10 protein-coding genes are annotated in these 13,789 nt (G+C 54.8%); 3 read left to right on the top strand and 7 right to left on the bottom strand.

Annotated features, from left to right (window positions below):
- From GX117_07820 to GX117_07790, 7 genes are all read right to left on the bottom strand, one after another.
- Positions 1–912: phospholipid carrier-dependent glycosyltransferase (locus tag GX117_07820; GenBank protein NLO33246.1), on the bottom strand; the 912-nt coding region annotated here is incomplete at its 3' end.
- Positions 909–1,715 (bottom strand): glycosyltransferase family 2 protein, encoded by an 807-nt coding sequence (locus GX117_07815; GenBank protein NLO33245.1) that lies wholly within the window; start codon positions 1,713–1,715, stop codon positions 909–911. The genes GX117_07815 and GX117_07820, both read right to left, overlap by 4 nt.
- Positions 1,716–1,993: 278 nt before the next feature.
- A complete protein-coding gene (locus GX117_07810) occupies positions 1,994–3,259 on the bottom strand; it encodes a Gfo/Idh/MocA family oxidoreductase (GenBank protein NLO33244.1) in 1,266 nt (421 codons plus the stop codon).
- Between the two features lie 38 nt (positions 3,260–3,297).
- Entirely contained in the window at positions 3,298–6,129 is a 2,832-nt protein-coding gene (locus GX117_07805; protein NLO33243.1) for a DUF1080 domain-containing protein, read from the bottom strand.
- 182 nt (positions 6,130–6,311) lie between these two features.
- Entirely contained in the window at positions 6,312–7,451 is a 1,140-nt protein-coding gene (locus tag GX117_07800; protein ID NLO33242.1) for a Gfo/Idh/MocA family oxidoreductase, read from the bottom strand.
- A 60-nt stretch (positions 7,452–7,511) separates the two neighbouring features.
- Complete coding sequence (locus GX117_07795) at positions 7,512–8,558, bottom strand: TIM barrel protein (protein NLO33241.1); 1,047 nt, start codon at positions 8,556–8,558, stop codon at positions 7,512–7,514.
- A 22-nt stretch (positions 8,559–8,580) separates the two neighbouring features.
- Complete coding sequence (locus GX117_07790; protein NLO33240.1) at positions 8,581–9,816, bottom strand: hypothetical protein; 1,236 nt, start codon at positions 9,814–9,816, stop codon at positions 8,581–8,583.
- Between the two features lie 723 nt (positions 9,817–10,539).
- Between GX117_07790 and GX117_07785 the strand changes: the two genes are divergently transcribed.
- From GX117_07785 to glpK, 3 genes are all read left to right on the top strand, one after another.
- Positions 10,540–10,734 (top strand): hypothetical protein, encoded by a 195-nt coding sequence (locus GX117_07785; GenBank protein NLO33239.1) that lies wholly within the window; start codon positions 10,540–10,542, stop codon positions 10,732–10,734.
- A complete protein-coding gene (locus GX117_07780) occupies positions 10,735–12,075 on the top strand; it encodes a PASTA domain-containing protein (GenBank protein ID NLO33238.1) in 1,341 nt (446 codons plus the stop codon).
- Positions 12,076–12,360: 285 nt separating this feature from the next.
- Positions 12,361–13,789, top strand: a 1,429-nt coding sequence (gene glpK, locus GX117_07775) for a glycerol kinase GlpK (GenBank protein NLO33237.1), incomplete at its 3' end; no start/stop codon positions are given.

Raw genomic sequence — 13,789 nt, 5'->3', positions numbered from 1 at the left:
GCTGAGCAGAAAGCGCGGGCCGGGATCATGAGCACGGAAAGCTTTGAAGGCGAAAATGCATGTAATCGGCAGAAAAAGCGTCAAAGGCAGCCAGTCGATGGGTAGGTTGATCAGGTAATACCAGGGCCATTGTGCATGACTGACTCCCAGCAGAAAGCGGCCGAGGGTTTGTCGGAATAGATTGGACGCCAGCGTATCGGATACGGTGCTTTGGATCGCGCCGGCGAGTGCGCGGTGAACGGGGATCATCCAGACGGCATAGACGAGGGCGATAAGGAAGAAGCCGGCGGCGAGGTGCAGCCATGCTTCTTTGCGATAGGTGCTGCGCCAGCTTTGTACGACGACCAATAAGCCGGGGAAAACGAGTACGCCCGGGCCTTTGGCAAAGACGCCTGCCAAGACGGCTGTGTAAAAGAAGAGGAGCCATCCCCAACGGCGTCCTTGGGTCCAGCGCCAATAGGCATAGAGCGCTGCGGTTAAGCAGGCGGTGAGCAGCATGTCGATTTGTCCGAATCGGGCATTCCACCAGAAACGCTGCATGGTCATGAGGATGAGCATGGACCAGAACGCCACAGGGGGCGTATAGAGTGCTCGTGCCAAGAGTCCGGTGAAGAGGAGCACGACCAAGGCAGCGATAAGAGAAGGAAGCCGCGTTGTGATGGGTGTGACCTCGCCCTTGCCGGTCAAGGTGGAGCATAGAGCGATACTCCAGAAGAAGAGGGGCGGCTTTTCTTTGTAGGGGATGTTGTTGACGTGGGGGACCCAATAGTCACCGGACTGGAGCATCTCCCGAGCGATGAGTGCATAGCGCGGCTCATCGGGGGGCCACAGATCGTAGCTGCCCAAACGAAAAGAAAAGAGCGGGATTGCGTAGAGGAAGAGGAGGATCAGATGGTATTTGCGGATGTTCATAGGCGGTGACTCGGCGCGTGTGGGAAAAGCTTATTCTCCGATGACGCTGAGATGGCGGTGAAGCTTTCGGTAGGCTGTAGGGTGATCGCCGTAACCTCTTCACTTTCGATGAGGAGATAGCGGCGGCGCAGCCACGCCACACCGATAAAATCGTAGAGCACCCAAAAGAAACGATTTCGAAAATTGTATTTGGATTGTCCCGCTTTGCGCGGGTGATGGCGTATGGGTACTTCAATGACCCGTAAGCCTGCATTTTTGACCATGGCCGCGAAAAAGCGATGTACCCCGTGGAAGGGCAGCAGATGTGGAATACATTCCCTGCGGAAGCCTTTGAGTCCACAGCCGGCGTCGCGGATGCCGTCATCCACAATCTGCCTGCGCACGAGATTGCCGCAATAGGAGGAAAGCAGTCTGCCCCATGAATCTTGGCGGTTTTCGCGATAGCCGCAGACACAATCGGCTTGGGCGAGGGCATCAACGATTTTGGGAATATCGGCAGGATCATTTTGAAGATCACCGTCCAAGGTAATAATGTATTCACCTTGCGCGCTGCGCATACCGGTGAGCAAGGCGGCGGATTGACCGCTGTTCTTTCTCATTTTGATATAGCGCAGGCCCGTATAGCGCTGCATAAGCTCGTGCATGGTAAATTCAGTGTTATCGGTACTGGCATCATCAACAACAATACATTCTCGGGCGGGATAGGCCTCTTCAAGGAAGACACGGAAGATTTGATCGATTAGGTCTGGAAGGTTTCCGGCCTCATTGAACGCGGGAACGACAACAGAAAGAGCGTGTTGCATTTTGTGACTCCGAATAGACATCGAGTAGTCTGAACCGGGGAAAATAGATACTTAGGAAAGTGGCCGTATCTTATCACAACGCCCGCCGATATACAATCTATTAGCGCTTTTTCTTTCACCGGACGGAAAGGAAATAAGGGAAAGAAAAAAGGGGTCGGGGACGCAATGAAAGGCGCCCCGCAACCCCGGAGTGAACGTAGGTCGGCACAGCCTTTCGGTCGAAGGGCGCAAAGGGCTGGCACACAGGCTTTTTGAAGGTCTGTTTGATGTAAAAAGGCTTAAACGGTGAAAGGCTCGCGCATGACGCGGTAACGCATACGATTGGCGGCTTCGTCGCCGGGGAATTCTTCCCGTTCTGGATCCCAGGTGACGGGACGGTTCAGACGCAGTGCAATATTGGAACAGTGGCACGCCGTGATGGAGCGGTGCGCCGATTCCGCTGTAGACTGGGGCTGTTGTCTGGATTTGATACAGTTCAAGAACTCGCGTACATGGTTGTCTGCGGGATAGCCGCCTGCAAAATGGCGGCCTGTAGCCAAGGACGCGGGATAGGTTTCGATGATGTTATCGTCACCTGTTTCGAGCCATCCTTCATCGCCTTCAAAGCGCACAGGACAGGATCCGAAACGCAATCCTTTTTTAATGATGAGCCGCACCCCATTGGCGTACTTGGCTTCAATATCGCCTTCTGGATTGATGGCTTCGTAGGTGATGGGGGAGGTGTGATCCATGCCCAGCGCCCATTGGCATAAGTCGATGGTGTGGGAGCCCCATTCGGAGATGGAGCCGCCGGAGAAGTCTCCATGGGTCCGCCAAAATCCCGTATGATATTCTTTGTTGTAGGGTCGCCATGCGGCTCCGCCCAGCCACAGATCCCAAGCGACATCTTCATAGGCAGGCGTCGGTTCCGGAGGCAGCACTTTGAATTGCATGTGCGAATCGGGCCATGCCTTTTCCGCGTAGACCGTGTGGATCGTTCCCAGAGCGCCGGAAGCGGCAAGTTCACGGGCAAACATAAAGTTGCCGACGTTGCGCCGCTGCGTGCCGCACTGGAAGATCCTTGCATAGCGTTTCACAGAGTCCGCCACGGCTCTGCTTTCGGCAATGGATACGCTGAGCGGTTTTTCGCAATAGATATCTTTGCCCGCACGGGCGGCATGGACGGAGACAAGAGAATGGTTATTGTCGCCTGTGGCGATCATGACGGCGTCAATATCGGGCTGGGCGATGAGCTCACGCCAATCGATGTAGGCGCGGCAATCTTCATTGCCGTAATGCTCGTTGACACGCTGTTGCGCGTCTTTTCTTTTTGCCCCTTGCACATCACAGACAGCAACGACGCGCACATCCGGATATTGTAAGAAGGCGTTCAAAATATATCTTCCGCGGCCGTTGATGCCGATGGCGCCCACATTGATGCGGTCGTTGGCGGTGACGGGCGCCGCAGCGGCGAAGCGCGAGGAAGCGAGTGCCAACGCGGTGCCTGCTGCGCTTGCTGTCGTGCTGAGAAAATGACGTCGCGATAGGGTTGAAAAGGTTTTCATTCCAGTATTCCTTTTGTGTGTAGACCTTGAGTTTGTGGTTATTGTTGCGGTGCAACCCGTTTGATTTTGATGTCGCGGATACGGATTTTCATGGGCGGCCCCTGATGGAGTTGGAAGCCGATGAATCCGCGTTTGCGCGCTTTAGGCGAATGATCGGTGACCTCGTGCATTTTATGGCCGTTAATGCGGCTGTAAAAATGGTTGCCCCGCACGTGTACTTCATATTCGTTCCATTCGTGGTGATCAATATAATCCAAGAGCACCTCTTCTGCGGCAAAGCGGCGCGCATCCAAAGCGTCATCTTCCTTGACCACGACGGCTTCACCCCGCCGCGCCAATACGCCGCGTCCGCCTTCTTCATAGCAGATTCCCGTGATCCAGTCTTCGGTGGAGAGGTCGGCTTGATAGCCGCGCAGCCGGTTATCATCAAAACGTTCGGATCTGAATTGAAGCCCCGAATTCGCCCAATCACTTTCTACTTTGTAGGTGAACTTAATATCGAAATCGGCGGGCGTGTCTTCAGTCCAGATCAAGAACACATTACGCGCCAAGGTTTTATCGGCCCGTGTTTCGCCAACAATCGCGCCGTCATCGACATACCAAAAATCGGGATCGCCTGACCAGCCCGCTAAGGAGCTGCCGTTAAAGATGGACACAAAAGTTTCATCCACAATCGGCGCGTCTGCCGTCTGCGCCTCTTCTGAGGTGAAAGGCGCGATAGCGTCGTTGTACGCCTCTTCCGTCATGGCGCCGCGCAGCTTGTCGAGCGCCAAACCCGCTTCCGCTTTGACCGTCTCATCCGAGCAGAGGGGATAGACCATCTGCACCGCTTCGGCACTGTCTAATTCTGCGAGTCCGGATAAGATCAGTTTGCGATCGTCGGCATTCCGTGCCCCGTCCAGGAGAAGGCGGTAGGCGGCGATGGCAGCGTCTTGAGGCAGTGCGTTGACGCGCAGCAGGCGTACGGCGCCGCGCAGGGCTAGGACGCGATGGGTCGAATGCTCGGAGGATGTGAAAAGGGCGGCGAGATCTGCAGCAGCTGCGGGATCCGGCCAGGAGGTGAGCACCCGTACAGCGGCATCCACCAGGGCTTCCGAGTCGTTGGTGATATAGGATTTCACGATCTCGTAGGCGCGGGTGCCTGCAATGCGTCCGAGTACACGGAAGAGAGAGGCGCTCGCATCAGCGGAAGCGTCATCCAAGGGCGCGATCACTTTGTTCAACAGGTCGTCGGGGATGGAGCCTGCGGCAAAATTTACCAGTCCGCCTTCGGGCACGGTCACCGCCTCTGCAGCATCGCGGCGGGTGAAGTCTACGATAAGCTGTTTCGCCTTGCCCGGAGCGGGATCGCCGAAGAGGGCGCTGCCCACGGGGAAGGAGAAGGTCGATTCTGCGATCTTCTCGCGCACGACTGCGGTAACGTCTTTAAATTCGCCATCGGGCAGATCGCCGTAGCGCGCCCGTTGAATAATGAGCTTTGCTTCTTTGAGCCCGGCGTGCTGGATTAAGGCGACCAAGGCATTCTCCGCTTCGCTGCGGCCCGTGTCGCCTTCCATGGTCAGCAAGAGGGCAAGCATGGGATCAATAAAGGCGGTGTCGCCGAGCATGCCCAAGGCTTTAAAGGCGGCGGCTCGTGTCCCTTCATGATTGCACTCTTCGAGGATGGCAGGTGCCGCGGCGACGATGTTCCGTTGTACAAGCACTTCGATGATGCCTGACCGCTCTTCCATGGGCAAGCTGGTCAGCGACGCGACGAGCGCGCCTTCCATGTCCGCTCCCTGCAGACGTCGCAGCGTTTCCACGGCGGCCTGTCTGATTTCACGGCTTCCGTCTTCGCCGAATATGCGGGCGAGGGGTACAATCGCTTCTTCATTGCCATAGACGGCGATGGCTTTCATGGCGGCAATGCGCTGATCGTCACGGGTGTCTTTCAATAGGTCGAATAAGAAAGTCTGTTGCAGTGCCTCGTTGCGCCGTGACAGGGACTCCAATAAAGGCACTTGAATATCTTTGTCCAACTTGTGGAATAAGTCGGCGAATTGGGCTGCAGTACCTTCTGCTTCCAGTTGGGCTACGGCGGCGATGGCTTCTTGGCGCAAGAAGAGATCATCTGATTGGATGGCGTGCAGCACGGCTTCCGTTGCTTCTTTGGGCAAAGCTTTCAACAGGCCGCGAAATGCGCCGGCGCGGATGTGATCCGCCCACTTGTTTTCCAGCAAGGGATAATAGTAGGCGGCGGCATCTTCCGGGCTGCCTGCGGCGTTCAAGTTCTCGGCAAGGAGGAGCAGGGCTGTGGCGCCGATCCGCTCGATCTCTGTATCGTCAGCTTTACACATTTCTTGTAAAAATGCAGCAGCTTGATCACCGCCGATCCGTGCCAAGGCGGTGGCAGCCAGTTCCAGCATTTGTTTGTCTTCAATCTTAAGCTCGGCGATGATGGCAGGCACGGCTTCTTCCACTTTACGGTCTGCCAGCGTATCCATGATCCCTAGCTTCACTTTGCGCGGGGCATTGGGCAGCGCCTCCAAGAGGGCGGCGTCGACTTCGGCATAGGGCATAGGCGCCAAAGCACAGCGCGCTAAATGGGCTTTCTTTTCATCTTGGAACAGGGCAACGAGGGCGGGCACCGTATCGACGGTTCCGATGACGGCAAGGATTTTTGCCGCCCCATATTGTTGTCCCCATTCTTCGCCGTGCTCCAAGGCATCCAAACATTCCTTTTCTACGGCGGCGCGCGCCTCGGGACTGCTCAGCGCTTTTTGAATGGGTTCGTCTAGGTTCAGTTCGACGCCGTCTTCGTTTTGTGCGAAGGCGAATCCGGCAAGCAAACAGAGGGCTGCCGTGAAAATAAGAGGGTGTCGCAAATACATGAGTTCACCTTTCCCGGTGGTTTAAGAATTGGCTGACATAAACACCATAATCCGATGGAACGCGCCCATGCGCTCTATCCCGTTGACGGGCTGATTATGGCTTCCAACATTCATGCGAACAATAGCAGTAAAACGAAAAGGGACAGGATGAATAAGCTTCACCCTATCCCTTGTCTGCTGGTCTAGGATTGGGTCCATGCGCCGGATGCGGCGCTGTTGAGTACGGCTTCACAAACGACCTGAGTTTCCAAGGCGTCTTTGAAGGTGGGCGCGCAAGGCTCACCGCTTTCAAGAGATTTCATAAAGTCCGCCGCTTGGTGAATAAAGGAGTGCTCGTACCCGATTTGCAAGCCCGGTACCCACCACCGTTCCATATACGGATGGTCGCCGCCGTGGTCGCTCACATGGATGGAGCGCCAGCCGCGCAGGGGACCCGGGTCGTTGTGATCGAAGATTTCGAGGCGGTGCAGGTCGTGCAAGTCCCAGCGCAGGGAGGCATGCTCGCCGTTAATCTCTAGGGTGAAGAGCGCTTTATGCCCGCAGGCATAGCGTGTGGATTCGAAGAGGCCCATGGAACCGTTTTCGAAGCGGCATAAAAAGGCGCAGGCATCGTCAATGCCGACGGGCTCCGGTTTGCCGGTCAATACGTGCATCCGCTCTTTGATAAAGGTTTCCGTCATGGCGCTGACGGTGGTAATGCTGCCGTTCAGCCAGAGGGCAGTATCAATGCAGTGGGCAAGGAGATCGCCTGTTACGCCGGATCCGGCAGCGTCACGATCCAGACGCCAATTGGACGCGCCGCCTTGGGGTACACTTTCGGAAATGCACCAGTCTTGTAAAAAGTTGGAGCGATAATGGAAGATCCTGCCCAATTTGCCCGAATCAATAATGGCTTTGGCAAGGGACACTGCAGGGATTCTGCGGTAGTTATACCAAATGGTGTTGGCAACGCCCGCCTTTTCCACGGCGTCGACCATCTCTTTGCCTTGGGCAACATTCAGCGCAAGGGGCTTTTCACAGAGGATCATCTTGCCGTTTTCTGCTGCCGCCAGCGCGATATCCCGATGGAAATTGTTGGGCGCGCAAATATCGATGGCGTCAATATCGTCGCGTTCAACGAGGGCGCGCCAATCCGTTTCTATGGAAGCATAGCCCCATTGTTTGGCGAAGGCGGCGATATTGTCTTTGTTCCGCGCACAGGCTGCCTGGAGCACCGGTTGATAGGCGAGTTCCGGGAAAAAGTTGGGGACACGATTATAGGCGTTTGAATGGGCACGGCCCATAAATCCGTAGCCGACCATTCCAATCCGAAGTTTTGACATAAGGTCTTTCCTTTCCACTCCCTGCTTCAGCAGGGTAGGCTAACTCTATTCACAGTGCGTTTATTCTGTCCAGCCGTGGGCATCACGAACAGCAATCATTGACGCCAAAATCGAGTTCCAAGTCTGAGGGTCGACTAAGGTTTCATTGGCGAACATGCAGCCGTCCCAGCAGATATGCCGGACAGTTTTCGTAATGACGCCGTTCTGATCCCGCAGCCAGAAGCCGGCATGTTTCACAATGTCCAGTTTCCCGTTGGGATCTTCGGGCAGACAGTGCCTTCCCGTTTTATCGTGACTGCCCGAGCCTTTCACGGTAGCATCATTTTGTGCCACATGAAAGTCCAGGGTCCAGGGGCGCAGGGCATTGGTCAATTTGGTGTACGCCTTTTCGAAGAGCGCCTCATTGTCCCATGTGAAATCAGCAGGGACCAAGGCATCTTCGGGGGCGTTCGCTCCCAGCAGATAGAGCAGCGTATGCGCCATGTCTGCTTGAAAGCCGAAGACGCCTTTACGATCGACCATCTCCAAGAGTTGCAGCATATAGCGCCAGCTGTGCATGCCGCCCCAGCAGATTTCGCCTTCAGCCACCAAGAGCTCGCCGTATTCCGCTGCAATGTCGCTGGCTTCGCGCAAGGTCTGGGCAATACGCTTTTGGTTCGCTTCGGGATCAGCAGACCAGGCTTCCGGGCTGACGGCGGAATCGATGCGGATCGCGCCCGTGGGACGTATACCCAATTCGCGCAATTGCTTGCCGATGACGCAGGATTTCCGTACTTGGTCGAGATACCATTTTCGGGAATCGCCTTCGCCCATGGCGCCTTCATCGCCGCCCCAGATCGGCGCGACGAGGGAGCCAATCTTCAAGCCCCGCCCTGCGATATCGTCGGCCAAAGCCTTGACGCCGTCGGCGTTGATGTCGATGCTGATGTGGGGATCGGAGAGGAACAAATCGATGCCGTCGAAACGGACCCCGTCCACTTCCGCTGCCGCGGTCAGGTCGAGCATTTGTTCCAAGCTGATGGTCGGTTCTGCGCCGTCGCCTTTGCCTACAAGTCCGGGCCACGCCGCGTTATGCAGTTTGGGATAGTTATTCACATGCTGTGTCATGATGATGTAATCCTCCCGTGAATTAAAGTTTTACAGGCATATTGTCATGGGCATCCGGCCCAAAATGTTTCAAAATAACGATGGGATCTGATTTGCTGGGGTTGGTGATGGTGACCCCTTCTTTGGCGGCACTTTCGGTCACAAAGAATTCGTCGTAGGTTAATTGACCAAAGCGGATCAAGGCGGGCGACTCAATATCCCAATTACCCATGGTTCCGTGCCCTTGGACAACATAGCAGCCGTAGCAGCCGCCGTCTTTCACGGTCACCGTGGCGCCGGGCAGGACGGTCAATTCTTTGGCGCTGAATTCTTTTGCCAAATAGCAAATCCATTTCTCTTCATAGCCTTGGGCGCGCATCGCTTCCAAATCATTGACAGGGATGGGATTCATGAAATGCTTTTCTTTGAAGAGCGGATCCGTGTTCTGTTCCCAATCGATGACGTCAAGCAGGTATTCATGATTGCCCTGCTCTTCTTTGGGCGTATCTTTCCAGAGTAAGTCCGTGCTGATCACTTGATCATGTACGACGGATTCATACATGGCGAAGACGTCGGAAGCTTTCTGCGGTTCATAGGTGCAGAGGCTGCCGGGGGCATGCAGTACGCCGGGCGGCACATTCCAACCCGTGCCCGGCGTCAACACGTGGGCAACAGACAGAGCAGCGATACGGTTATCGCCCTTGTCGAAATCGCGTAAGGCGGCAAGTACTTCTTCCTTGGTCACGCCCGGCACGAGTCCGAAAAAAGTATAGGGGAAATCACCGCCGTGATTGTTCAGCTGGGGCGGGAAATAGTAGGCTTCCGGTTTGCCCAGCGCATCAACGCGCGCCGCGTGGTCATCATCATGATGGATATGCAAGGGGAGCGCGCCTTGGTTGTCGAAGAATTTCGAATACATGGGCCAGCGCCCGTGGGCATCCCACAATTTACCGATAATCTGCCCTTTCAATTCGTCGATAGCATCGCGCAGCAGGATCAGTTCTGTCTTGCCGCCCTCTTCAAAGGCGATGTGGCTTAAGCCTTCGTTTTTGCTGGTCAAGGGACCGTTGTCGGCGGGCGTGGTCGATGAAAACCAACGCTCATCAATCCCGCCGCGGTTGCCGCCTAAGGCGTAATAATCGTTGGGATGTAATTTGATGCGTTTGCCGGGGACGCAAAATTCCCGTGGCACCCAGGTCGGTGTCAATCTCATAATACCTTTACCCTGTTCCAGTGCCCGTTCTGCAATTGCTTTGGCTGTGCTCATAGTCGTTCTTATTCCTTTTCTTGGTCTATAATTTTACTAACCCTTGGATCAACTATAGCAAATAACCCCGTGTCTTTTGCAATAGATGCGCGGCGCTTGGCTGCGCAAATCCACAGGGCTGTCGATCAGTACGCTCATCATGAGAATAAACCAATGAGCGGGGAGCGATCAACTCTTAAGGGGGCGTGTCAAACCCCCGCTTTTGGATCCATTCTGCCCATCCTGTCCATAAGATAGAACCACCTCCGCCATACATTTAGTTATCGCATTATATTTCTTTATCTTCATATAAAACATACGGTTAGATAAAAAGTGGATTTTTTTAATGATACATTAAAATTAAGACACTTGGCACTTCCGAGCGAAGGCGTCTCAAAATAGTGTAACTATATTTTCCACTGTCTCACAATACCTATTGTCTTAGATGGTTATTGCAAAAAGCATGCGCGATAGGATCGATCGATGACGGAGAAATTGGAATAAAGTCTGAAGCGCACCTGTTTTTCCGAATAGAAAATCTTGAGCGAACCAAATACTAAGAAGGTCTGCGATCATGGGTAGATTTCAAGTTACGGATTTGGATAAACAAGTTTTTGCAGCAGTGTTTCTCGCCCTGCTTTTGTTGCTGACCGGGGCGCCTAGTCATGCCGCCGTATTGCGGGTAAACGGGCATCCGCTGCCGGCACACCCGATGGTTCTTCTTGGGCAAATGCCTTTAAAACCATTCAGAGTGCCGTGGATGCCGCGAATACAAGCGATGAAATCTGGGTGACACAAGGCACCTATACCGGCACGACCGCTTCTGTGGTTGATCTTTCTGCAAAGACGCTTGCCCTCTATGGCGGTTTTGCAGGTACCGAAACGAATCGCGACGAAGGTAATTGGGAAGACAATCACACGGTCATTGACGGTCAGGGAGAACGGCGGTGAGTGACTTCAAACAGCGACTGCTCTATAAACGGCTTCACCTTGCAAAATGGAAAGACCACGTATGGCGGCGGGATGTATTACGGCACGGCGACGAACTGTACCTTCACCGGCAATACGGCGTCCTTCGGCGGCGGCGGGATGTATGACGGCACAGCGACCGACTGTACCTTTACCGGCAACGCGGCCAAGTACGGTGGCGGCGGGGTGTCATGGGGCACGGCGAGCAATCGTACCTTCATCAACAACTCGGCCGAGGACGATGGCGGCGGGATGTATAAGGGCACGGCGGTCAACTGCATCCTCTGGAGCAATTCTCCAGATGACGCATACCGAACAAGCGTGAGCTATTCTTGCCTTAGCGCTGCTTATGCCGGAATGGGTAATATTGTTGGCAATCCCGACTTTGTAAATCCTTCGTCGGAAGATTTTCGTCTAAGCTCCACTTCGCCCTGCATTGATGTGGGCACGTCGGACGGAGAAGATATTCCATCAACGGATATGGATGGAGTGCCTCGCCCTCAAGGAGCAGGCATCGATATGGGTGCCTATGAATATTACAGCCCTGTACCTGTGCCTGACGTGGTGGGTAAACCCCAAGGAGAGGCAGAAACGCTGATCTTAGGAGCCGGATTGGTTGTCGGCGAGGTGGTCGTGCAATATAACAACATGGTTGCTGTAGACCGCGTTATCAGCCAAGACCCGACGGCAGGCGCTGAGGTCTATGGGGACCGCCCTGTTGATCTGATTATATCTTTAGGCCCTGAATCATTTAGCGTCGTTTTCGATTTAGCCGGGAAAGGCACGCGTACAGGCGGCGGTGACCTGGAGCAGACCCTGGTTTATGGCAGTGCCGCCGCCGCTCCTGAAGTCCAAGGCAATACGGGTTGGATCTTTGACGGATGGGATGTCGCCTTCGATGTCATTATTTCGGATTTAATTGTGATAGCGCAATACACGCCGGTAAATGAAGGCGAAGGCGAAGAGTCCGTCGAAGGTGAGATACCCGTAGAGGGCGAAGAGCCCGGCGAAGGAGAAGAACCCGTCGAAGGCGAAGAGTCCGTAGAGGGTGAAGAACCCGTTGAGGGCGAAGAGCCCGCTGAAGGTGAGATACCCGTCGAAGGCGAAGAGCCTGTAGAAGGTGAAGAGTCCGTCGAAGGAGAAGGCGAAGGCGAGGCATCCACTGAAGGGGAGCCCGAAGAGGTGGAGGATAGCTGCGGTTGTTGCAAGAGTAATGATAAGATTCTGTCCTTACCTGAATTGCTGCACAAGGGGCTTGGTGATTGGCTGCTCATTGGCGTAAGTCTGATAGGCGTCGGCATCTTCGCGTATCGTTCGCGCTGATATAAAATCTAATCTCTACTATAAGGACCGTCTCGATGGTGAGGCGGTCCTGTTTGTTATAAGAAGGACGGGGTGGACGGGAGACGCACAAAGCCTTCCGGTGTAGGGGCGAGATTTATTGCGCCCGAGGTGTTTGTGTCATTGAGGTGCTGCGCCTAGGCATCCGCAATACCTTACTTCGCTCACGATGACCCAACGAAGCTTGAACACAGGCGGTCCCGCGAGAGCCGGGATAAGGAAAGGCTTTACTGAAACTAAAGCTTAATGCTATTCTTCAGGGATAATATGTGGACGACAATAACCGTTTCGCCTCCGAAGGGGCTTAGCAATGAACAGGAGCAAACAATGGCATATATTCTTGCGTTGGATCAGGGCACCACGAGTTCACGAGCCATACTCTTCGATCAGAACGGGCGGGTACGGTCGCTGGCGCAAAAAGAATTCACCCAGCATTATCCCGAACCGGGCTGGGTAGAACACGATCCGGAAGAAATTTGGTCGTCCCAAATCACTGTTGCCCTTGAAGCAATGGGCAAGATCCATGCATCTGCCCAAGACATTGCCGGGCTGGGCATTACCAATCAACGGGAGACCGTGGTCGTCTGGGATCGCGACACGGGCAAGCCAATTTATAATGCCATTGTTTGGCAGGATCGCCGCACAGCGGAAGAATGTGCACGGCTGAAAGAAGCGGGCTTTGAAAAGGGGGTGCAAGAAAAAACTGGGCTCCTACTTGATCCTTACTTCTCCGGGACGAAGATTAAGTGGATTTTGGATCATGTGCCCGGAGCACGGGAGAAAGCTGAAGAGGGGAAACTCGCCTTCGGCACCGTTGACAGCTGGCTCATATGGAAACTGACGCGGGGCAAGCTCCACATTACCGATGGGAGCAACGCTTCCCGTACGCTCCTCTTTAATCTGCATACAGGCGCTTGGGATGATGGATTGCTTGGCATGCTCCAAATCCCTAAAAGCATGCTCCCTGAAGTGAGAAATTCCAGTGAGCCTTATGGCGTGACAGGCGCGGATATCTTTGCGTCGCCCATACCCATTGCCGGTATGGCAGGCGATCAACAGGCCGCCTTGTTCGGACAATTATGCGTGGAACCGGGCATGGTGAAAAACACCTACGGGACCGGCTGTTTCATGCTCATGCATACAGGAGAGCAGCCCATCGCTTCCACCAATAAACTGCTAAGTACTGTGGCGTGGATGCTTGACGGAAAGCTGCACTACGCCCTTGAGGGCAGTGTATTCATTGCGGGCGCTGTGGTGCAGTGGCTGCGTGACGGCTTAGGTTTGATTCAGTCCTCCTCAGACATAGAAGCGCTCGCTGCGCAGGTTAGCGATACGGGCGGTGTCTATCTCGTGCCTGCCTTTGCAGGGCTGGGCGCGCCCCATTGGGATCCCCATGCGCGGGGACTCATCGCAGGGCTGGCGCGGGGAACAACGGCGGCACACCTCGCCCGGGCCGCCCTCGAAGGCATCGCCTATCAAGCAGCGGATGTCGTCAATGCCATGGCTGCTGATGCTGATTGTGCTATTCGAGAATTGCGCGTTGACGGCGGCGCTTCCGCCAACAACCTGCTCATGCAGTTTCAAGCCGATGTCTTGGATACGGTGATCGTCCGGCCGCAGCTCCTTGAGCCGACCGCCTTGGGCGCTGCCTATTTAGCGGGATTGGCTCTTGGCTTTTGGGATAATCTTGATGCGG

Source organism: Candidatus Hydrogenedentota bacterium (assembly GCA_012523015.1).
Taxonomy (GTDB): Bacteria; Hydrogenedentota; Hydrogenedentia; order Hydrogenedentales; family CAITNO01; genus JAAYBJ01.
Note: the sequence above shows the minus strand (reverse complement) of the source record. Positions and strands in the feature narration are given on the sequence as shown.

Excerpts from the sequence above, each read along its gene's own strand:
- GX117_07815 (NLO33245.1), bottom strand. The coding sequence starts at position 1,715 with ATGCAACACGCTCTTTCTGTTGTCGTTCCCGCGTTCAATGAGGCCGGA.
- GX117_07810 (NLO33244.1), bottom strand. The coding sequence starts at position 3,259 with ATGAAAACCTTTTCAACCCTATCGCGACGTCATTTTCTCAGCACGACA.
- GX117_07805 (NLO33243.1), bottom strand. The coding sequence starts at position 6,129 with ATGTATTTGCGACACCCTCTTATTTTCACGGCAGCCCTCTGTTTGCTT.
- GX117_07800 (NLO33242.1), bottom strand. The coding sequence starts at position 7,451 with ATGTCAAAACTTCGGATTGGAATGGTCGGCTACGGATTTATGGGCCGT.
- GX117_07795 (NLO33241.1), bottom strand. The coding sequence starts at position 8,558 with ATGACACAGCATGTGAATAACTATCCCAAACTGCATAACGCGGCGTGG.